The sequence below is a fragment of the Pseudomonas sp. B7(2017) genome (assembly GCF_002112745.1).
Lineage (GTDB): Bacteria > Pseudomonadota > Gammaproteobacteria > Pseudomonadales > Pseudomonadaceae > Aquipseudomonas > Aquipseudomonas ekonensis.
Window position 1 is genome coordinate 21,365 of the sequence record NZ_NEIP01000023.1, and the last position, 20,017, is coordinate 41,381.

Here is a 20,017-nt window from a genome sequence, read left to right on the forward strand (position 1 = left end):
CTCCATTTCCCGAACTGCCAAGAGAAAAAGAAGGATAACCATGAACTTCACCCTCCCGGACGAGCTGCTTGAACTGCAGCGCAAAACCCGCGAATTCATCGCCGAGCAGGTCATCCCGTTCGAGAACGACCCGCGCCAGGGCGCCCATGGCCCCAGCGACGCCCTGCGCGTGGACTTGCAGGCCCGCGCCCGGGCCGCCGGCCTGCTGACGCCCCACGCCAGCCTTGAGATGGGCGGACTGGGCCTGAGCCATGTGGCCAAGGCAATCGTGTTCGAGGAGGCGGGGTATTCGCCGCTGGGCCCGGTGGCGATGAACATCCATGCCCCGGACGAAGGCAACATCCACCTGATGGACGTGGTGGCCACCGACGCGCAGAAGGACCGCTGGCTGCGGCCTCTGGTGCAGGGGCACGTGCGTTCCTGTTTCGCCATGACCGAACCGGCGCCGGGCTCGGGCTCCGACCCTTCGATGCTGCGCACCACCGCCGTCCGCGACGGCGACGATTACCTGATCAATGGCCGCAAATGGCTGATCACCGGGGCCGAGGGCGCCGGCTTCGCCATCATCATGGCGCGCATGGAGGACGGCACCGCGACCATGTTCCTCACCGACATGCAGCGCGAAGGAATCGTCCATGAACGTCAGCTGGACTCGCTGGACAGCTGCTTCACCGGCGGCCACGGGCAGTTGCGCTTCGACAACCTGCGCGTGCCGGCCAGCGACGTGCTGGGGGAGATCGGCAAAGGCTTCCGTTACGCCCAGGTGCGCCTGGCGCCGGCACGCCTGACCCATTGCATGCGCTGGCTGGGGGCCGCACGGCGCGCCCATGACATCGCCTGCGACTACGCCCGCACCCGGGAAACCTTCGGCAAGCCGCTGGGCGAACACCAGGGCGTCGGCTTCATGCTGGCCGACAACCTGATGGACCTGCACGTGGTGCGCCTGGCGATCTGGCACTGCGCCTGGGTGCTGGACGAGGGCGGGCGCGGCAACGTCGATTCGAGCATGACCAAAGTGATCAGCGCCGAAGCGCTGTGGCGGGTGGTGGACCGTTGCGTGCAGGTCCTGGGCGGGCGCGGGGTCACCGGGGAGACCGTGGTGGAACGGATCTTCCGCGACATCCGCCCATTCCGCATCTACGACGGCCCGAGCGAAGTGCACCGCATGAGCCTGGCGAAGAAGCTGCTCGACCAACGTCTGGGGGATCGGTGATGCAACCCTCTATTGCCCGACTGTTCGACCTTGAGGGGCGCCGCGCCTTGGTCACCGGCGCCTCCAGCGGCCTCGGCCGCCATTTCGCGATGACGTTGGCCGCCGCCGGCGCCGAAGTGATCGTGACGGCCAGGCGCCTGGAGCCGTTGCAGACGCTGGTGGAAGCGATCGAGGCGGCCGGCGGCCGTGCCCGGGCCTTCGCCCTCGACGTGACCTGCCGCGATGACGTCTGCCGGGTGCTCGATGCCGCCGGATCGCTGGATGTGCTGGTCAATAACGCCGGAGTCAGCGACAGCCAGCCTTTGCTGGACTGCGACGACCAGGCCTGGGATCGCGTGCTGGACACCAACCTCAAAGGCGCCTGGACGGTGGCCCAGGAAAGCGCCCGGCGGATGATCGCCGCCGGGCACGGCGGCAGCCTGATCAATGTCACTTCGATTCTCGCCAGTCGGGTGGCGGGGGCCATTGCGCCGTACGTGGCGGCCAAGGCCGGCCTGGCCCACCTGACCCGCGCCATGGCCCTGGAACTGGCGCGCCACGGGATCCGCGTGAACGCCTTGGCGCCGGGGTACGTGATGACCGATCTGAACGAGGACTTCCTCACCGGCGAGGCCGGCGAAAAGCTGCGTCTGCGCATTCCCGGCCGCCGCTTCAGCCAGCCGCAGGACCTGGACGGCGCGTTGCTGCTGCTCGCCAGCGATGCCGGCCGGGCCATGAGCGGCGCCGAGATCGTGGTCGACGCCGGGCACCTGTGCAGCAGCCTGTGAGGCGCCCTAACGCAAGAACAACAAGAACCCGCAACGGACAGGAGGTGTGTATGAATGTGCGATGCCTGGGCGATGTCTTGATGGAGGGGCGGTCATGATGACCTCGACCTTCGAGCACGGACTGGCCCCCAACGAAGCCAACCATGTGCCGCTGTCGCCGCTGTCGTTCCTCAAGCGCGCCGCGCAGGTGTACCCGGAACGCGATGCGGTGGTCTACGGCGAGCGGCGCTACAGCTACCGCCAGTTGCACCAGCGCAGCCGCGCCCTGGCCAGCGCCCTGGAGCATGTCGGCGTGCGGCCGGGAGAGCGTGTGGCCATTCTGGCGCCGAACGTTCCGGAAATGCTGGAGGCCCACTACGGCGTGCCCGGTGCCGGCGCCGTGCTGGTCTGCATCAACATCCGCCTGGAGGCACGCAGCATCGCCTTCATCCTGCGTCACTGCGCCGCGAAGGTGCTGATCTGCGACCGCGAGTTCGGCCCGGTGGTCCGCCAAGCCTTGGCCCTGCTCGATTCGCCGCCGCTGCTGGTGGGGATCGACGACAGCCAGGCTGAGGGGCCGGCTCACGATCTGGACTGCAGCCTGGACTACGAAAGCTTCCTGGCCCAAGGCGACCCCGGCCGACCGCTGACCGCGCCGCAGAACGAATGGCAGTCCATCGCCATCAACTACACCTCGGGCACCACCGGCGACCCCAAAGGCGTGGTGCTGCATCACCGCGGCGCCTACCTCAATGCCTGCGCCGGGGCGCTGATCTTTCAGCTCGGCCCGCGCAGCGTCTACCTGTGGACCTTGCCGATGTTCCACTGCAACGGCTGGAGCCACACCTGGGCGGTGACCCTGTCCGGCGGCACCCATGTGTGCCTGCGCAAGGTGCAGGCCGATGCCATCCACGCTGCCATCGCCGAGCACGGGGTGACCCACTTGAGCGCCGCCCCGGTGGTGATGTCGATGCTGATCCACGCCGAGCACGGCAACTCGGCAACGCCGTCGACGAGCGTGTCGGTGATCACCGGCGGGGCGGCGCCGCCCAGTGCGGTGATCGCGGCGATGGAGGCCCGCGGCTTCAGCATCACCCACGCCTACGGCATGACCGAAAGCTACGGCCCCAGCACCTTGTGCCTGTGGCAGCCGGGCATCGACGAGCTGCCGCTGGAGGCCCGGGCCCGGTTCATGAGCCGCCAGGGCGTCGCCCACCCGATGCTCGAAGAGGCCACGGTGCTGGACATGGACACCGGCCGGCCGGTGCCTGCCGATGGCGCGACCCTGGGCGAGCTGGTGGTGCGCGGCAACACCGTGATGAAAGGCTACCTGGACAACCCGCAGGCCACCCGCGATGCCCTGGCCGACGGCTGGCTGCACACCGGCGACCTGGCCGTGCTGCACCCGGACGGTTATGTGGAGATCAAGGACCGGGCCAAGGACATCATCATTTCCGGCGGCGAGAACATCAGCTCGCTGGAGATCGAAGAAGTGCTCTACCAGCACCCGTCCGTGATCGAGGCCGCCGTGGTGGCGCGCCCCGATGCGCGCTGGGGCGAAACCCCGCACGCCTTCGTCACCCTGCGCGAGGACGCCTTGGCCGACATCAGCGGCGACGACCTGATCCGCTGGTGCCGCGAACGCCTGGCGCACTTCAAGGCGCCGCGGCATGTGTCGTTGATGCCGCTGCCGAAGACGGCCACCGGCAAGATCCAGAAATTCGTGCTGCGCGAGTGGGCACGGCAACAGGAGACCGCCGATACCGGATCCTGACGGCTGCACATTGAACAACAACAAGATCAACACAGGACGTGACCCCGGCGTTGCACACGCCGGGATTCGGGCAGGACGTACAGCCCGGAAGATGTAACTGCCGAGAACCCGAACAACGACAAAAACTGAGCCTGACCGGCAAGAGGTACGTATGAAATTCCAATTCCTACTCCCCACCAAAGTCGTCATGGAACCTGGCCTGCGCGAGCGCACGGGCGAGCATCTGCGTGAGCTGGGCCTTGCGCGCGTCCTCATCGTGACGGACGCCGGGGTCAAGGCCGCCGGGCTGTTGACCGGCATCTACGCCAGCCTGGACGCGTCGGGCATTGCGTTCGAGGAGATCTCGGACGTCAAGGCCAACCCCCGCAGCGATGACATCAACCGCACGGCGCAGGCACTCCGGGGCCGAGGCATCGACGGCCTGCTGGCCATCGGCGGCGGCAGCGCGATGGACGCCGCCAAGGCCTTGAGCGTGCTGCTCACCCACGACGGCCGGATCGAAGATTACGAAGGTTCCTTCAAGCTCACCCACGGGGTGCTGCCGATCGTGGCGATCCCCACCACGGCGGGCACCGGCAGCGAGGTGACGTGCTTCTCGGTGATCACCGACACCGCGCGCCACTTCAAGATGAACCTGTTGGACTACCGGATCGGCCCGGTGCTGGCGCTGCTCGACTCGAACATCACCGCGACGCTGCCGTCGGCCATCGCCGCCGCGACCGGCATGGACGCCCTGACGCACGCCATCGAGGCCTACACCTGCCGCGTGTCGAACCCGATCAGCGACGGCCTGGCGCTGCATGCCATCCGCCTGATCAGCCAACACCTGAAGGCCGCCGTGCAGGAGCCGGACAACCTGGAGGCCCGCGAGCAGATGCTCGTGGCCAGCCTGATCGCCGGTATGGCCTTCGGCAACGCCGACGTGGGCAGCGTGCACTGCATTTCCGAGGCCATCGGCGGCATGTACGACACGCCGCACGGCGTGGGCAACGCGATCTTCCTGCCGTTTGTGTTCGGCCACAACATCGATGCGGACCTTCTGCGCCATGCCCAGGTCGCCTACGCGCTGGGCATCGACCCGAGCCTGGCGCCGGCCAGCGCCGCCCAAGCGGCGGTCGAGTACCTGTTCCAGATGAGCAAGGCCCTGGGCATTCCTCGTTTCGCCGACGTGAAAGGGGTACGTGAAGAGGACTTCCTGACCATCGCCGACAAGTCGAAGAAGAACTTCTCCGACCCCAGCAACGCCAAGGCCATGACCGTGGAGACTTATCACGCGATCATCGTCGCCGCTTACCGCTTCGCCGGTTGAGGGGGAGATCATGAGCCAGTCATCTTCCGATGCTTCGTTGAAGCGCGCCCTGGGCCCGTTTTCCGTGCTGCTGTTCGGTCTGGCGTTCCTGGCGCCGCTGATCGTGTTCGGCACCTACGGGGTGATCTCCCAGGCCAGCGAGAACACCACGGCCTTGTCCTACGCGATTGCCGCGCTGGGCGTCATCGTCACCGCGTTGAGCTACGGCCGCCTGGTCCGGGTGTTCCCGGCCGCCGGTTCGGCCTACACCTATACCCGCAAGATGCTGAACCCGAACCTTGGGTTCATGGTGGGCTGGGCGGCGCTGCTCGATTATTTCTTCATCCCGATGCTGATCTGGCTGCTGGGGGCCAGTTACCTCAGCATGGCCTTCCCGGATGTGCCGCAGTGGGTGTGGATCGTCGGCTTCATCGTCTCCAGCACGGTGCTCAACGTGCTGGGCATCCAGGTGGCCAACCGCTTCAACATCATGTTGATGGTTGTCCAGATGGCGATCATTGCGGTCTTCATCGGCCTCTGCTGGCACTACATCGTTGCGGCCAACGGCCCCGGCGGGCTGCTGTCGGCCAGTCCGTTCTTCAACCCGGACGTGCCGTTCGCCACGACCATGGCCGGTGCAGCCATCGCCGCCTATTCGTTCCTGGGCTTCGACGCGCTGTCCACATTGAGCGAGGAGACCAAGGATCCGAGCCGGACGATTCCGCGGGCGATCCTGCTGGTCGCGGTGATCGGCGGGGTGCTGTATGTGGGCTCGTCGTACTTCATGCACCTGACGCATCCCTCCATGGCGTTCGCCAACGTGGACGGCGCGGCGTTCGAGATCGCCCGGATGATCGGCGGCGATGTGTTCTTCGCTGCGGTGCTGGCGGGGATCATCATTGCGCACTTCGCGGCGGGGCTGTCGTTCCAGGCGAGCGTCGGCCGGCTGCTGTACGCCCTCGGCCGGGACAACCAGCTGCCGCGCAAGCTGTTCGGCAGCTTGCACCCTCGCTTCCGCACGCCGGTGTTCAACATCCTGCTGTCCGGGGCGTTCGGCACCGTGGGCTTTGCCTTGACGATCGCCACCGCAACGTCCCTGGTGAACTTCGGCGCCTTCGTCGCGTTCACCGCGGTCAACCTGTGCGCCTTGCGGCTCACCTTCGATGCCGGATATCGGGACGGCGCCGGACTGCTGCGGGGCGTGATCCTGCCGGTCATCGGCGTGATCACCGCCGGCTGGATGCTCATCAGCCTGGACAAGGATGCGCTGATCCTGGGGTGCGCCTGGCTGGGCATCGGCACCGTTTACCTGGCGTGCCGCACCGGTTTCTTCCGCAGCCCCGTGCCGGACGCCTTGGCTTAGGTTTCCCTCCATCCATCGACACAAGGGATTGTGAATCCCCCGGGCCTGTCAATTCCAGACAGGCCCGGATCCATTGCAAGAGGCTACGCATGAACAACATAGAAACCTTCGAAAAGCTTGAATCCAACGTGCGGATGTATTGCCGCGACCTGCCCGTGGTGTTCGATACCGCCGTGGGCAGCAAGATTCGCGGCGAAGACGGCCGCGACTACCTGGACTTCTTCGCCGGGGCCGGCGCCCTCAACTACGGCCACAACGACCCGCGCATGCGGGACGCCTTGATCGAGTACCTGTCGGCCAACGGCATCACCCATGCCCTGGATCTGCACACCGGCATGAAGCGCCGCTTCCTGGAGTCGATCAAGCGCGACCTGTTCGATCCGCGCGGCTGGGACTACAAGGTGCAGTTCACAGGTCCCACCGGCGCGGACGCCGTCGAGGCCGCGCTGAAGCTGGCGCGCAAGGCCACCGGGCGCAGCAAGGTCGTCTCGTTCTATGGCGCCTACCACGGCATGACGGCCGGGGCCCTGGCCGTCACCGGCAACCGTACCCGGCGCGGTGCCGCGTTGTCCTCTGAGGTGATTTTCGTGCCCTACGAGGACAGCCCGTACGGCGAGTTCGACAGCATCGGCTTTCTCGAACGCCTGGCCGACGACCAGGCCAGCGGAACGGAACTGCCTGCGGCGGTCATCGTGGAGTCGGTGCAGATCCAGGCGGGCGTTTATGCGGCCTCGGACCTCTGGCTGCAACGGCTGCGCCAGTGGACCTCGGACCACGGCGTGCTCCTCATTTGTGACGAGGTTCAGGCCGGCTGCGGCCGCACCGGCGACTTCTTCGGCTTCGAGCGCTCAGGGATCCAGCCGGACCTGGTGACCTGCGCGAAATCCATCGGCGGCTTCGGCCTGCCGATGGCCATCGTGCTGATCCGTTCCGCCCTGGACGTGTGGCAGCCGGGCGACCACATCGGCACGTTCCGCGGCAATCAGTTGGCGTTCCTGACCGCGCAGATCGCCCTCGGCTACTGGCACGACGAGGCCTTCCTGAAACTGCTGGCCGAGAACATGGCGCTGATGGAGCGGGGCGTGGCCGACATCGCCGAAATCCCCGGCGTCGTCGGCGCGCGCTGCCGTGGGATGGTGGCCGGCATCGACTTCGGCCGCGGCAACGTCGCGCTGACCAAGGACGCCCAGCAACGTGCCTTGAGGGCAGGCCTGCTGGCCGACCGCTGCGGCCCGAACGGGGAAATCATCAAGCTGATGCCGCCGATCAACACGCCGACCGATCAATTGGGTGAGGGCCTGAAGATCTTCGCCGAATCGGTCGCCGCCGCACTGAGCCAGTAAACCGGCCAGCCCCTTGCAGCGCGCCGAGGTTGGCGCTGCAAGGGGCCTTATCGCCCCCCACTTCGCAGCAGGAAAATCCGCGAATGAACAGCGTGACTTCTACCGTGCGCGACGATCTGTCCGCACTGATCCACCCCTACACCAACCTGGCGCTGCACCGTGAGACCGGGCCTTTCGTCATCACGAGGGGAGAGGGCATACGGGTCTTCGATGACCGGGGCAATGCCTACATCGAAGCCATGTCGGGCCTGTGGAGCGCGGCCTTGGGGTTCAGCGAAAAGCGGCTGGCCGATGCGGCGATGGCGCAGTTCAATCAGCTGCCGTACTACCACACCTTCAGCCACAAGACGAACGCGCCAGCCGCGGCGCTCGCGGCAAAACTGGCGGAACTGGCCCCCGGCGACCTCAACCATGTGTTCTTCACCAACTCCGGCTCCGAGGCCAACGATTCGGTGGTGAAGCTGGTCTGGTACGTGAACAACGCTCGGGGCAAACCCGCCAAGAAGAAATTCATTTCCCGCCAGCAGGCCTACCACGGCACCACCGTCGCGTCCGCCAGCCTGACCGGCATCCCGTCGATCCACCGCGATTTCGATCTGCCGGCGATTCCGGTGCACCACCTGACCTGCCCCAACTATTACCGCCTCGCCAAACCGGGGGAGTCGCAAGAGGCGTTCTCGTTGCGCCTGGCAGAGGAACTGGAGCGGCACATCCTGGTGGAGGGGCCTGAGACCATCGCCGCATTCATCGGCGAGCCCGTCATCGCCGCAGGCGGCGTGCTGCCGCCGCCCAAGGGCTATTGGGCGGCGATCCAGGCGGTGTGCAAACGCTACGACATCCTGCTGGTGATCGACGAAATCGTCACCGGCTTCGGCCGGCTCGGCACGATGTTCGGTTCCGAGCTGTACGGGATCCAGCCCGACATCCTGGTGCTGTCCAAGCAGCTCACCTCATCCTATCTGCCGCTGGCGGCGCTGCTGGTGTCCGATGCCCTCCATGACGTGCTGGTGAGCCAAAGCGAGCGGCTGGGGGCGTTCGTGCATGGCTTGACCGCCACCGGGCATCCTGTCGCCACGGCCGTGGCGCTGGAGAACATCCGCATCATCGAAGAGCGCGATCTGGTGGGCCATGTCCAGCGCTTGGCGCCTGTGTTCCAGGAGCGGCTGCAGGCCTTCGCCGATCACCCGTTGGTGGGCGATGTGCGGGGCGTCGGCCTGATGGGTGGGATCGAACTGGTGGCGGACAAGGCGCGCAAGCAGCCGTTCAGCCAACCGGGCATCCTGGGCAGCTACGTCTTCAGGCAGGCTCACAAGCATGGGCTGATCGTTCGTGCCATCTACGACACGATCGCGTTCTGCCCGCCGCTGATCACCACGCAGGACGACGTGGACGCGATCTTCGAAGCGTTCGGCAAGACACTGCATGACGCGACGGAGTGGGCCCATTCCCAAGGCCTGATCTGACGGCAGGCGCTGCCCGGCGTTAATCGTCGGACAGCGCCTCCCAGACCTGGTGGGACGGCATGCTCAGTTCCAGCCAGACCTGGGTCAGGAGCAGGGCGACGAAGCAGGCCAGGCCGATGCCCAGGCTCAGGTCGGCGATGTCCACCAGTTTGACGATGGAGACCAGGATCCCGAACAGGTAGACCTCGAGCATGCCCCATTCGCGCAGGTGGTGATAACTGCGGTACAGCTGCAGGCCGGCCCGGCGCGCCACCTTGAACCGCACGCTCAACAGCACCAGCAACTGGCACAGCAGCTTGAGCAGCGGGATGGCCATGCTGCTCAGCAACACCACCACCGCGACCCCTTGCATGCCGCTTTCGAACAGCCCGAGCACGCCGCCCCAGACCGTTTCGCTGCGGGTCTGCCCGAGCAGGCTCAGGTGCATGATCGGCAGGAAGTTGGCCGGGATGTAGAGGAGCAGGGCGGTCAGCACCAGCGCGAAGGAACGCCTCTGCCAGTGGGGGCGATGCACGGCCAGCTCGTAGCCGCAGCGCGGGCAGCAGCATTTCTCGCCGGGCGCGAGCGGTTCGCGGCGCATGAGCAGGTCGCACTCATGGCAGGCGAGCAGCGCGTCGAGGGGAAGGTCCGGCAAGCGGCCGGTAGGTAAAGGGGACATCGGGTGCCGGGTCTCTGGAAAAAGAACAGCCAAGATAAAAATAAATCATATGAGACAATATTGACTCATTAGGGATTGAAAAGTAGCATTCGCGCCGTTTTCAATCAAGCCTCAGGTGAGTCATGGGCACAGTGCGCGCAATCGGGAGCGGAGGTTCACGGGCCCAGGAGGGGCATCCGGCGTCTGTCGGCAATGGTTCGGCGCAAGCCGCGCGAGGAGGGTAGCCATGCGTGCGATCGATGCCGGCATCCAGGTCTGCGGCGACTGTCATCAGCTCAATCCCATCGACGCTCCGCAGCCTGCGCATTGCAGCCGTTGCGAGGCGCTGCTGCATGTGCGCCGCCCCGACAGCATCCGGCGCACCTGGGCCTTGCTGATCACCGCGACGATTCTCTACATCCCGGCCAACCTGCTGCCGATCATGACGGTCAGCGTCCTGGGCAAGGGCGCGCCGGCCACCATCATGAGCGGCGTCATCAGCCTGCTGCAGTTGGGGATGATCCCCATCGCCCTGGTGGTGTTCGTGGCCAGCATCGTGGTGCCCACCTTCAAGCTGGCCGGGATCGCGCTGCTGCTCTATTCGGTGCAGCGGCACCAGCCGATGTCCGCCCGCCAGCGGATCGTCATGTACCGCTTCATCGAGTGGGTGGGCCGCTGGTCCATGCTCGACATCTTCGTCATCGCCATCCTGGTGGCGCTGGTGAACTTCGGCAACCTGGCGCGCATCGAGGCCAACCTCGGCGCCGCCGCCTTCGCCGGCGTGGTGGTGCTGACCATGCTCGCCGCCCTGACTTTCGACCCCCGGCTCATTTGGGACAACACCGACGTGGACAATGAACATGAGTGACCTCCCCACCCCGACGAAACGCCCCACCTCCAACTGGTCGGCGATCTGGATTCTGCCGCTGCTGGCCTTGGTCATCGGCGCCTGGCTGACCTGGCGCGCCTATGACGAGGCCGGCCCGGTCATCCAGGTGCGCTTCGAGAGCGGCGACGGCATCCAGGCCAAGAAGACCGAGGTGCTGTACAAGGGCATCGCGGTCGGCAAGGTGGTGGAACTGAATGTCAGCGACGACATCAAGGGCGTGCTCGCCACCATCGAAATGAACAAGGAAACCCAGCATTACCTGAACGAAGACACCCACTTCTGGCTGGTCAAGCCGCGGGTGTCGCTGGCGGGCGTCACGGGCCTGGAGACGCTGGTCTCCGGGGTCTACATCGCCGTCGATCCGGCCAAGGGCGACAAGGGCGATCAAGGCGTGCGCGCCTACACGGCCCTGAAGGAGCCGCCGCCCATGTCCGAAAAGGTCCCGGGCCTGCACATCACCCTCAAGGCCGATCGCCTCGGTTCTCTGGAGCAGGGCAGCCCGGTGTTCTACAAGCAGATCCTGGTGGGCCAGGTGAAGAATTTTCAGCTGGGGGAGGATCAGCGCACCATCGAGATCAAGGTGCACATCGAACCGGCCTATGCGGACCTGGTGCGCAAGCACACGCGTTTCTGGAACGCCAGCGGCCTGTCGATCTCCGGCGGCCTGTCGGGGTTCAAGGTACGCAGCGAATCGCTGCTGACCCTGGCCGCCGGCGGCATTGCCTTCGCCACGCCGGACAACCACCGCGACAGCCCGCCCACAGACAGCAGCAAGCCTTTTCGCCTGTACGAGGACTATGACGCGGCCCAGGTCGGCCTGCGGGTGTCGCTGAGGATGAAGGACCTGAGCGACATCCAGCCGGGGCAGACGCAGGTGATGTACAACGGCGTGCAGGTCGGCCTGGTCAAGAGCGTCGACATGAACCAGGACTTCAGCGGCGCCACCGCCGAGCTGGCGATGGATCCTCGGGTCGAGGCCATGCTGCTGGAGGGCACCGAGTTCTGGACCGTCAAGCCGAACATCTCGCTGGCCGGGATCACCGGCCTGGACGCGCTGGTGAAGGGCAACTACATCGCCGTGCGTTTCCCCAAGAGCGGCGCGCCGCGGCGCGAGTTCAGCGTCCTTTCCAAGGCACCGGCCATGGACATCAACGTGCCGGGCCTGCACCTGGTGCTGACCAGCGACAAGCGCGGCTCGGTGGAGGTCGGCGCGCCCGTGCTCTACCGGCAGATCCGTGTCGGCAGCGTGCAGAGCTACCAACTGTCCGGGGACAACCGGCAGGTGATGATCGGGGTGCATGTCGAGCCTGAGTTTGCGCGCCTGGTGAACAGCTCCACGCGGTTCTGGAACGCCAGCGGCGTGACCCTGAGCGGCGATTTGACGGGCCTGAAGGTCAAGAGCGAGTCGCTGCAGACCCTGATCAACGGCGGCATCGCCTTCGACACCCCGGATGCGAAAGCGCCGGCCTCGGGCAAGGACCGGCGGTTCTCCCTCTACGACAGCGAAGAGGCCGCACTGGCCCAGGGCGTGGAGATCCAGCTGAGCGTCGAGGACGGCGAAGGCCTGCGCGAAGGCACGCCCATCCGCTTCAAGGGGCTGACGATCGGCAAGGTCGAGAGCGTCGACCTTAAGGCCGACCTGTCCGGCGTACAGCTCAAGGCGCGCCTGTTGCCCAATGGCGAATCGTTCGCCCGCAGCGGCACGCGCTTCTGGGTGGTGCGCCCGGCGCTGGGCCTGCTGCGCACGGAACACCTCGGCACGCTGGTCAGCGGGCCTTACATCGAGGCCTTGGCCGGCAGTCGTCCGGGAGAGCGCCAGACGCGTTTCCAGACCCTGGCCGAAGCACCGAACCTGCTGGGGCAGGGCAGCGGCCTGCGCCTGACCCTGAGCGCCGTGGACAAGGGCTCGATCAAGCTCGGCAGCCCGGTGACCTACCGCAAGATGCCGGTGGGCAAGGTGGTCGACATGAACCTGGGGCCGCAGGCGGACCGGGTGCTGATCAGCGTCCTGATCGAGCCGCGTTACGCGCCGCTGGTGCACACCGGCAGCCGCTTCTGGAACGCCAGCGGAATCGGCATCGAGGCCGGCCTGTTCAAAGGGGTGTCGGTGCGCACCGAATCCCTGGAGGCCATGGTCGCAGGCGGCATCGCCTTCGCCACGCCGGACAACGGGCAAATGGGCGAGCCGGCCCGGCCGGGCCAGACCTTCGCGCTGTTCGAGGCCGTCGATGAGCAATGGCTGGTGTGGGCGCCGAAGATCCCGCTCAAGGAAACCGCGCAATGATCGCGCCGAATTTTTTGGTTAACGCAACAGGAGTCAACTGATGTCCAGGCACCTCATTTTTGCCGCTTTATTCGCTGTCGGCTGCGCGTATGCCGCACCGGCCCAGGAACCCTTGCCGTCGGTGGACCAGGTGATGAGCGAAAACAAGGAGAAGATCAACAACCAGATCGAAACCCTGAACTACAAGCGCAAGCGCATGGTGGAGGCCAATATGGCGCTCGACGGCGCGCAGGCCGAAACCTTCTGGCCGATCTACACCCGCTACCGCAACGAAACGGATGGCCTGAACCGCGACACGTTCCAGCTGCTGCTTGAGTATGCGCGGGCCTACGGCTCCGGCGCGGTCACCGATGAGGATGCGGCGAAGATGATCAAGGTCTACAAGACCCTGCACGTCAAACGGCAGATGCTCCTGAACCGCTACATCGATGAGGTGGCCGAGAAGATGTCCCCGGTGACCGCCATGCGCTTCCTGCAGATCGAAGAGCAGCTGGATGCGGCGGACATGCTGGAAACCGGGCAACGCATCCCGTTGGTGGGCAAGGCCAAGATGTGACGGCCGCTGCATGAGGCCACGGGCCGGCGGTTGAGCCTGGCGCGTGGTCTGCTTTTCCTCGCGATACTTCCTCGAAACACCTCCTCAATGTCTCTCTCGATGCTCGCTCGCGGCGTGATGCCGCAGGCGGGCCGTTGTCTGCTGATCGGCTACAGTCCTCAAGACTCTTCATTGCTCCCCCTGAAACACGAAGTTTGACGCGAGCGCACAGAGGGGGAAGTTGCGGGGCTGCTTGTTTGTTGTGCAGATTGCACCAAAGCAGTCGGATCGTGGTGCATTTTGTACCTTGTTGCGTGGCGACAGCGCGACTTACCATGATCGCATGATCAAATCACATGATCAGGTCTCTATAACACAACAACAGGAGGCGACATGTCTTCTCACGCAGTTCTTCCCACCGAGCCGCTGGATGTCCTGATCATGGGCGCTGGCGTGTCCGGCATCGGCGCCGCGGCTTATCTGCGACGCAACCAGCCGGGCAAGGCCTTTGCGATTCTTGAGTCTCGTGAGCGAGCGGGGGGAACGTGGGATTTGTTTCGCTACCCTGGCATCCGTTCCGACTCGGACCTGTTCACCTTCGGTTTCGATTTCAAGCCCTGGACCAAAGACAAATCCCTGGCGGACGCCAAGGACATCCTCGAGTACCTGAGCGAGACGGTCGACGAGTACGGGCTGGAGCCCTACATCCAGTACCAGCAGAAGGTCGTGTCGGCCAACTGGCAGAGCGAAAAAGGCCTGTGGGCGGTTCAGGTCGAGGACGGTCACCTGGGCGTCACCCGTACGGTTGAGTGCCGCTGGCTGTTCGGCGCCGGCGGCTATTACCGCTACGACCAAGGCTTCAGCCCGCGCTTCGAGGGCGCGGAGCAGTTCAAGGGCCAGATCGTTCACCCGCAGCACTGGCCGGAAGACCTGGACTACACCGGCAAGCACGTGGTCGTGATCGGCAGCGGCGCCACGGCGGTGACGCTGATCCCGGCCATGGCGGACAAGGTGGCCAGCATCACCATGCTGCAGCGCACGCCGTCCTACATCATCAATCAGCCGGCCAAGGATGCCGTGGCCGCGTTCCTGCGCAAAGTGCTGCCGGCGCAGACCGCCTATTCGTTGACCCGCTGGAAGAACGCCAAAATCACATTGGGCTTCTGGGGTTTCTGCCAGCGCTTCCCGAAACTCGCCCGCAAGCTGCTCCTTTGGCTGACCCGTCAGGAACTGCCGAAAGACTATCCGGTGGACGTGCACTTCAACCCGCCGTACGACCCTTGGGACCAGCGGCTGTGCTCGGTGCCGGAAGGGGATCTGTTCAAGGCCATCAGCGCGGGCAAGGCGTCCGTGGAGACCGACCACATCCAGCGGTTCACCGAGTCGGGCGTGCTGCTCAAGTCCGGAAAGGAACTGAAGGCCGACATCATCGTCACGGCCACGGGGCTCAATGTGCAGCTCTTCGGCGGCATCACCCTGCACAAGGACGGCCAGCCGGTGACCCTGAGCCAGACCCTGGCCTACAAAGGCATGATGCTGTCCGGTGTTCCGAACTTCGCCTTCGCGGTGGGCTACACCAACTCGTCCTGGACGTTGAAGGTGTGCCTGCTGTGCGACCACTTCTGCCGTCTGCTGGGTTTCATGGACGAGCAGGGCCACACCGTCTGCGAGCCCCAGGCGCCTGAAGGGATCGAGACCCGTCCGCTGCTGGACTTCGGTGCCGGCTACGTGCAGCGCGCCCTGGACGGCATGCCGCGCCAAGGCCCGTGCGAGCCGTGGGTGATGTCGATGGACTACTTCCGCGACGTCAAACTGCTGCGTCGCGGGACGGTGGCCGAAGACTGCCTCAAGTTCACCTTGGCACCTGCTGTCCGCCGGCAGGAAACCGTCGGCCTGGAGCCTGTGAGTGAAGGTCGATGAGCAAAGACAACTTCTGTGAATTGGCGGGCAAGGGACGTCTCTGTTACCGCAGCTACGGGGCTGAAGCCGACCCGGCCGTGATCCTGGTGGTGGGCCTGGGGCTGCAACTGACCTACTGGCCGCAGGCGATCATCGCCGGCCTGGTCGGCCAGGGTCTGCGCGTCATCACCCTGGACAACCGTGATTCGGGCCGGTCCTTCTTCACCGATGCGACGCCGCCGACGGTCTTGCAGCAGTTTTTCCGCAAGGCCACTGACGGCTACGACCTGGGCCACATGGCGGATGACGTGATCGGGCTGATGGACAGCCTGCAGCTGGAAGCAGCGCACGTGGTGGGGATGTCCATGGGCGGCATGATCGCCCAGACGCTGGCGGCGCGTTACCCGCAGCGGGTCATCACCCTGACCTCGATTTTTTCCACCACCGGATCGCTCCGCGTGGGGCAGCCGGCACTCAAGGCGCTGATGAAGCTGCTGCGTCGCCCGCCCAGGAACCAGACGGAAAGCGTACGGGACTATGTGGACATCATGCGCGTCATCGGCTCCACGCTGGAGTGGAGCGAAGACAGCTTGCGCAGTTATGCCGCGCAAGCCTGGGGTCGGGGAGGGGATGAGCTGAACAATGTGGGAACCGCCAGGCAGATCGGCGCCATCATCAACTCGGGTGACCGCACCCATGAACTGAAGCAAATAAGGTGCAGCACACTGGTCATTCACGGGGATAAGGATCTGATGGTCGCCACCAGCGGAGGGTTCGCCACCGCCGACGCTATCCCCGGATCGAAGTTGGTTCTTCTGCCGGGCATGGGGCATGACTTTCCCAACTCGCTAAACGACACGCTACTTTCGCTATTGGCAGGGCATATGCTGTAAGCAGCATTTGTCTCATTTAGGGGAGTGCAGTTTGCTCCCCTCTTTTTACATGCTCACGTTTGAATTTTTTTATTTCTGCTTCGCCTGCCTTATTTCAAATGACGCGTTCAAGTAGTCATTATTTTTTGCGCACTCGTTTTATAACTTTCTCACCGACTTGAAGTTGCCTGCTCTCTATTGCGCCGGCGTTATGTTTATTTCTCGACAACGCTGTCGAGCGGGCAGGGGACAGACGCAATCGGAAACTTGAAAAGTTCTGAGCGTCAGGGTCCCGCGCCGGCTTCTTATGACGTTCTGGCTGCTTCGGGAGCCTTTTCGAAAGTCGCCACCAACAGCTTCAATGCCTGACAGGCCGCGTCGGTGTCCGTCTTCAGACGCTCCGCGTCGCTGTGGGCGGACCAAGCGACCAGCAGCCCGTCGAGCAGATTGATCAGCAAACGGCTGACGGTGACCAACGCGGTTTTGTCCAGCCCCGCGCCCACGACCTTTTCGATGGCCTGCTCTGTCGCCCGGCCGGCATCGGCATAGATCTGGGTCGCCATGGCCGGATTGTTGCGCAACGACCAGGTGAAAAGCTCGGACTGCGCAATGGCCAGATCAGGGTGGGTCATGAACCAGTCGACCGCCTGGCGCAGCATTTCCCCCACGGCTTCGGCGGCGGTGGCGCCCGTCGGAATCTGCTCCAAAGCCTGTTGCGGCGTGTTGATCAGCGACTCGTACACCGCATAGAACAGTTCATCCTTGGTGTGGAAGGTGTAGTGCAACGACGCCAGCGGAGACTCGGCCTCTGCGGCGATCCGGCGAGTCGTCGCGTTGGCGGCGCCGTACTTCGCGATCACCTTCACGGTGGCGTCGATGAAATCTTGTCTGCGCACTTCCGCGCCCATTCTGGCCATAGGCTCAGCCTCCTTTTCGGTGTTTCCGTCAGTAACCCGGTTCAGTGTCTGCGGGGATGGATGCTAACGCATGGCTGCGTCTCAATCCATGCGTGCTTGGGCAGGGATCAATGATTTCCTTTCCTGCCATGTGAGTGTTTCGTAAGTACCCGGCCTGAAGTGACACATCAAAGAGAACTCCGGAAAAAAGTGGGTAGGTTGGTATCGCTTATATCCAACTTACAGGGTTCAGGCATTCAACTTTCTCGGTTTTGCGCCTCCTCAAAGAATGGCATGTGTATTGCTTTAATCAAGCGACCTGGTCAAATGATCATATCGAGCGATCAAAATTGTCCTTTATATAGCCAAGTCTGTGGAACGGCCTCTTTCTGACGTGAAATCCAATAGGCAGGAATTGATAAATGCAAACACTCACACTCAAGACTTTAAGCAGCAGCGATTCTGTCGAGGCGGTGGTCGAAACCATTAAGCGTGACGGCGGCGTCATCATCTCCGATTTTGTTTCGCAGCAAACGCTGCAGGCCCTTAAAGAAGAACTCGACCGTTACCTGAACGCCACGCCTTGCGGTGTCGATCCCTACTTTGCGGGCACCCAGACCCGGCGTGTCGCGCGCATTTTCGAACGCAGCGACACCGCCATCGAGGTCGCGCTGAACCCGCTCTTCATCGAGACGGCCAGAAAAATCCTGCAGACCCCGACCCACGTATGGGTGGGCAGCGACCGCATCCCGATCGAACCCAACATCCAACTGAGCATGACCCAGGCGATCCAGATCGGATCGGGGCAAGGCTTGCAGCCTCTGCACCGCGACGATGCCACCTCGCTCTGGCGTCACCCGCAGTTCGGCCGCGAGGCCCGGTTGCAGATTATGGTGGCCATCACCGACTTCACCGAAGAGAACGGCGCAACGCGCGTCATCCCCGGCAGCCACACCTGGGACGACGAGCGCATGCCGACCCAGGAAGAAACCGTGGCGGCCGAGATGAAGGCCGGTTCCGCACTGTTGTGGATGGGCTCGGTGTACCACGGCGGCGGGGCCAACACCACGGCGCAGCCACGCACCGGCCTGACCATGGCCTACGACCTGGCCTTCTTGCGGCTGGAAGAAAACCATTTTCTGTCGATCCCGATCGAACGCGTCCGGCAACTGCCCAGCGAGCTGCAACGCCTGCTGGGCTGGAGCGCCAGCAGCACGCTGCTCGGCTGGGTGGAAATCGACGGGCAGATGCGGGACCCACAAGAACTGCTTGCCCTGGAGTCCTTCTCCGAGGTCGGGAAAGGCATCTAAGCCCCCACAGAAAGGCCCTGCCGGCAACACGGTCAGCCCGCTGACCGAACGGCGACGACACGCTCCCTTTGGGCGGCGCGTGCCGTCGTGCCCGATGGGATGGATGCACAGAGGAGCGAAACAGATGAATGCCTCAAACAACGCGATCGGCAACAGCGGTGCCGGACCGCTGAAATTTCGCAGCCTGGGCGGCTGGGTGGAGCGCCCGATCGACCTGCAACCGGAACTCGTCGGCGACGAACAGGCCGATGTGATCGTGGTCGGTGGCGGTTTCGCCGGGATGTCGACTGCGCTCGAACTGAATGCGGCCGGCGCCAAGGTCATTGTCCTGGAACAGGAGTTCGCCGGGTTCGGCGCCAGCGGACGCAACGCCGGCTATCTGCTCGGCAGCATGGGCATCGAGTTTGACCTCTTCGTCAAACGCGTCGGACTGGAAAGGGCCCGGCAGTTCGTCCGGCTCTACGACGACGGGGTGATCTATGTGGAAAGGCGCTTGACGGAGCTGGGCATCGACTGCGACTACAACCCCTCCGGCGTCATCCGCGCAGCGGTCCATCCTTCCCAGGAAAAGCGCCTGCGCGCCAACATGAAGCTGGGGCATGAGTTGGGTTCGGTGACGCGCTTCATCGACCCGGCGGAAATGCGTGCCCGTGAAATCCCGCCGGCCTTCCTGTTCGGGAGCGGGCAATGCGGCGGCACCCTGAACCCCGGCAAGTACATCTCCGGCCTGCGCCGCGCGGCGCTCGCCGCCGGCGTGAAACTGTACGAACGCACGCCGTTGCTGTCCTTCAGCGAAGGACCGTCCATCACCTGCAAGACCCCGTCGGGCAGCGCGACCGCACCGGTCATGGTGCTGACGACCAACGCCTACACCCCCCAGTTGGGGCTGCTGCGCAACAAGGTGGCGCCGATCCGGGTGTCGGCGATCGAAACCCAGCGACTCTCGCCGGAGCAATTGGCGTCCCTGGGCTGGAAGAACCGGGAAGGGCTGATCACCCCGCACTTCACCATGGAGAGCCACCGCCTGACCGCCCACGACACGATGGTGCTGACCACCAAACAGCTGGGCTACGCCTACGGTTCCAAGACCCCCAATGTGCCGGACGACAGCGCTTATGCCGCGTTGGTGCGCGGGCTGCGCGAGCGCTTTCCCACCTTGCAGGGCCTCGGCATCCAGCATTGCTGGAGCGGCTACATCAGCGCGGCCTACGACGCATTGCCCGTGGTCGGCACGACCGGCGAGAAACACAACATCTTCTATGCGGCGGGCTGCTCCGGCCACGGCCTGGCCTCGCAATCGGTGATGGGCTCGTACCTCGCCGCACGGATCAACGGCACGGATCCCTCGCACCTGACGGCGCTGGAGCACAAGACGCCTTCGATGCTGCCCGAGCCGTTCCAGTGGTGCGCGTTGAAGACGGCGTTTGCGGCGGCCAAATGGATGGATGAACGAACCAACCGCAAAGTCCGCGAGGACAGCGCCCGCAAGCGCTGAAAACCCTGGC

The 20,017-nt window shown here is 64.6% G+C and carries 16 protein-coding genes; 14 read left to right on the top strand and 2 right to left on the bottom strand.

Features of this window, described 5'->3' with window-relative positions:
- Positions 1-40 precede the first annotated feature (40 nt).
- The 7 genes from CAG29_RS26220 (at position 41) to CAG29_RS26250 (ending at position 9,190) form a co-directional block, all read left to right on the top strand.
- A complete protein-coding gene (locus tag CAG29_RS26220; RefSeq protein WP_085586592.1) occupies positions 41-1,213 on the top strand; it encodes an acyl-CoA dehydrogenase family protein in 1,173 nt (390 codons plus the stop codon).
- Entirely contained in the window at positions 1,213-1,980 is a 768-nt protein-coding gene (locus CAG29_RS26225) for an SDR family NAD(P)-dependent oxidoreductase (RefSeq protein WP_085695372.1), read from the top strand. Before CAG29_RS26220 ends, CAG29_RS26225 begins: the two co-directional genes overlap by 1 nt.
- A gap of 94 nt (positions 1,981-2,074) precedes the next feature.
- Positions 2,075-3,733 (top strand): acyl-CoA synthetase, encoded by a 1,659-nt coding sequence (locus CAG29_RS26230; RefSeq protein WP_371916662.1) that lies wholly within the window; start codon positions 2,075-2,077, stop codon positions 3,731-3,733.
- Between the two features lie 151 nt (positions 3,734-3,884).
- Positions 3,885-5,042, top strand: a complete 1,158-nt coding sequence (locus CAG29_RS26235; RefSeq protein ID WP_085633769.1) for an iron-containing alcohol dehydrogenase — start codon at positions 3,885-3,887, stop codon at positions 5,040-5,042.
- Positions 5,043-5,052: 10 nt separating this feature from the next.
- Complete coding sequence (locus CAG29_RS26240) at positions 5,053-6,384, top strand: APC family permease (RefSeq protein ID WP_085640990.1); 1,332 nt, start codon at positions 5,053-5,055, stop codon at positions 6,382-6,384.
- An 89-nt stretch (positions 6,385-6,473) separates the two neighbouring features.
- Positions 6,474-7,727 (top strand): diaminobutyrate--2-oxoglutarate transaminase, encoded by a 1,254-nt coding sequence (locus CAG29_RS26245; protein ID WP_085695373.1) that lies wholly within the window; start codon positions 6,474-6,476, stop codon positions 7,725-7,727.
- A gap of 83 nt (positions 7,728-7,810) precedes the next feature.
- Positions 7,811-9,190 (top strand): aspartate aminotransferase family protein, encoded by a 1,380-nt coding sequence (locus tag CAG29_RS26250; RefSeq protein ID WP_085695374.1) that lies wholly within the window; start codon positions 7,811-7,813, stop codon positions 9,188-9,190.
- Positions 9,191-9,209: 19 nt separating this feature from the next.
- Here the strand turns inward: CAG29_RS26250 and CAG29_RS26255 are convergent, their stop codons facing one another.
- Positions 9,210-9,848 (bottom strand): paraquat-inducible protein A, encoded by a 639-nt coding sequence (locus CAG29_RS26255; RefSeq protein WP_085695375.1) that lies wholly within the window; start codon positions 9,846-9,848, stop codon positions 9,210-9,212.
- 226 nt (positions 9,849-10,074) lie between these two features.
- Between CAG29_RS26255 and CAG29_RS26260 the strand changes: the two genes are divergently transcribed.
- The 5 genes from CAG29_RS26260 to CAG29_RS26280 all read left to right on the top strand — a co-directional run bounded on the left by CAG29_RS26260 (position 10,075) and on the right by CAG29_RS26280 (position 16,327).
- Entirely contained in the window at positions 10,075-10,695 is a 621-nt protein-coding gene (locus CAG29_RS26260; RefSeq protein WP_085640983.1) for a paraquat-inducible protein A, read from the top strand.
- The gene (locus CAG29_RS26265) at positions 10,688-13,000 is read left to right on the top strand and encodes a PqiB family protein (protein WP_085695376.1); all 2,313 of its coding nucleotides are present in this window, start codon (positions 10,688-10,690) and stop codon (positions 12,998-13,000) included. The genes CAG29_RS26260 and CAG29_RS26265 overlap by 8 nt, the downstream gene beginning before the upstream one ends.
- Positions 13,001-13,040: 40 nt before the next feature.
- A complete protein-coding gene (locus tag CAG29_RS26270) occupies positions 13,041-13,556 on the top strand; it encodes a transcriptional regulator (protein WP_085586576.1) in 516 nt (171 codons plus the stop codon).
- A 372-nt stretch (positions 13,557-13,928) separates the two neighbouring features.
- A complete protein-coding gene (locus tag CAG29_RS26275; RefSeq protein ID WP_085586574.1) occupies positions 13,929-15,455 on the top strand; it encodes an NAD(P)/FAD-dependent oxidoreductase in 1,527 nt (508 codons plus the stop codon).
- The gene (locus CAG29_RS26280) at positions 15,452-16,327 is read left to right on the top strand and encodes an alpha/beta fold hydrolase (RefSeq protein WP_085586572.1); all 876 of its coding nucleotides are present in this window, start codon (positions 15,452-15,454) and stop codon (positions 16,325-16,327) included. Before CAG29_RS26275 ends, CAG29_RS26280 begins: the two co-directional genes overlap by 4 nt.
- 284 nt (positions 16,328-16,611) lie before the next feature.
- Here CAG29_RS26280 and CAG29_RS26285 read toward each other — a convergent pair whose 3' ends face one another.
- The gene (locus tag CAG29_RS26285) at positions 16,612-17,223 is read right to left on the bottom strand and encodes a TetR/AcrR family transcriptional regulator (RefSeq protein WP_085586570.1); all 612 of its coding nucleotides are present in this window, start codon (positions 17,221-17,223) and stop codon (positions 16,612-16,614) included.
- Positions 17,224-17,624: 401 nt separating this feature from the next.
- On the opposite strand from CAG29_RS26285, the gene CAG29_RS26290 reads away from it, so the two are divergent.
- On the top strand, positions 17,625-18,512 hold the full coding sequence (locus CAG29_RS26290; protein WP_085586568.1) for a phytanoyl-CoA dioxygenase family protein: 888 nt from the start codon (positions 17,625-17,627) through the stop codon (positions 18,510-18,512).
- Between the two features lie 124 nt (positions 18,513-18,636).
- Entirely contained in the window at positions 18,637-20,007 is a 1,371-nt protein-coding gene (locus CAG29_RS26295; protein ID WP_085586566.1) for an FAD-binding oxidoreductase, read from the top strand.
- The last annotated feature ends 10 nt before the right edge of the window (positions 20,008-20,017 follow it).

Coding starts and splice junctions, on each gene's coding strand:
- CAG29_RS26220 (WP_085586592.1), top strand. CDS start 41: ATGAACTTCACCCTCCCGGACGAGCTGCTTGAACTGCAGCGCAAAACC.
- CAG29_RS26225 (WP_085695372.1), top strand. CDS start 1,213: ATGCAACCCTCTATTGCCCGACTGTTCGACCTTGAGGGGCGCCGCGCC.
- CAG29_RS26230 (WP_371916662.1), top strand. CDS start 2,075: ATGATGACCTCGACCTTCGAGCACGGACTGGCCCCCAACGAAGCCAAC.
- CAG29_RS26235 (WP_085633769.1), top strand. CDS start 3,885: ATGAAATTCCAATTCCTACTCCCCACCAAAGTCGTCATGGAACCTGGC.
- CAG29_RS26240 (WP_085640990.1), top strand. CDS start 5,053: ATGAGCCAGTCATCTTCCGATGCTTCGTTGAAGCGCGCCCTGGGCCCG.
- CAG29_RS26245 (WP_085695373.1), top strand. CDS start 6,474: ATGAACAACATAGAAACCTTCGAAAAGCTTGAATCCAACGTGCGGATG.
- CAG29_RS26250 (WP_085695374.1), top strand. CDS start 7,811: ATGAACAGCGTGACTTCTACCGTGCGCGACGATCTGTCCGCACTGATC.
- CAG29_RS26255 (WP_085695375.1), bottom strand. CDS start 9,848: ATGTCCCCTTTACCTACCGGCCGCTTGCCGGACCTTCCCCTCGACGCG.
- CAG29_RS26260 (WP_085640983.1), top strand. CDS start 10,075: ATGCGTGCGATCGATGCCGGCATCCAGGTCTGCGGCGACTGTCATCAG.
- CAG29_RS26265 (WP_085695376.1), top strand. CDS start 10,688: ATGAGTGACCTCCCCACCCCGACGAAACGCCCCACCTCCAACTGGTCG.
- CAG29_RS26270 (WP_085586576.1), top strand. CDS start 13,041: ATGTCCAGGCACCTCATTTTTGCCGCTTTATTCGCTGTCGGCTGCGCG.
- CAG29_RS26275 (WP_085586574.1), top strand. CDS start 13,929: ATGTCTTCTCACGCAGTTCTTCCCACCGAGCCGCTGGATGTCCTGATC.
- CAG29_RS26280 (WP_085586572.1), top strand. CDS start 15,452: ATGAGCAAAGACAACTTCTGTGAATTGGCGGGCAAGGGACGTCTCTGT.
- CAG29_RS26285 (WP_085586570.1), bottom strand. CDS start 17,223: ATGGCCAGAATGGGCGCGGAAGTGCGCAGACAAGATTTCATCGACGCC.
- CAG29_RS26290 (WP_085586568.1), top strand. CDS start 17,625: ATGCAAACACTCACACTCAAGACTTTAAGCAGCAGCGATTCTGTCGAG.
- CAG29_RS26295 (WP_085586566.1), top strand. CDS start 18,637: ATGAATGCCTCAAACAACGCGATCGGCAACAGCGGTGCCGGACCGCTG.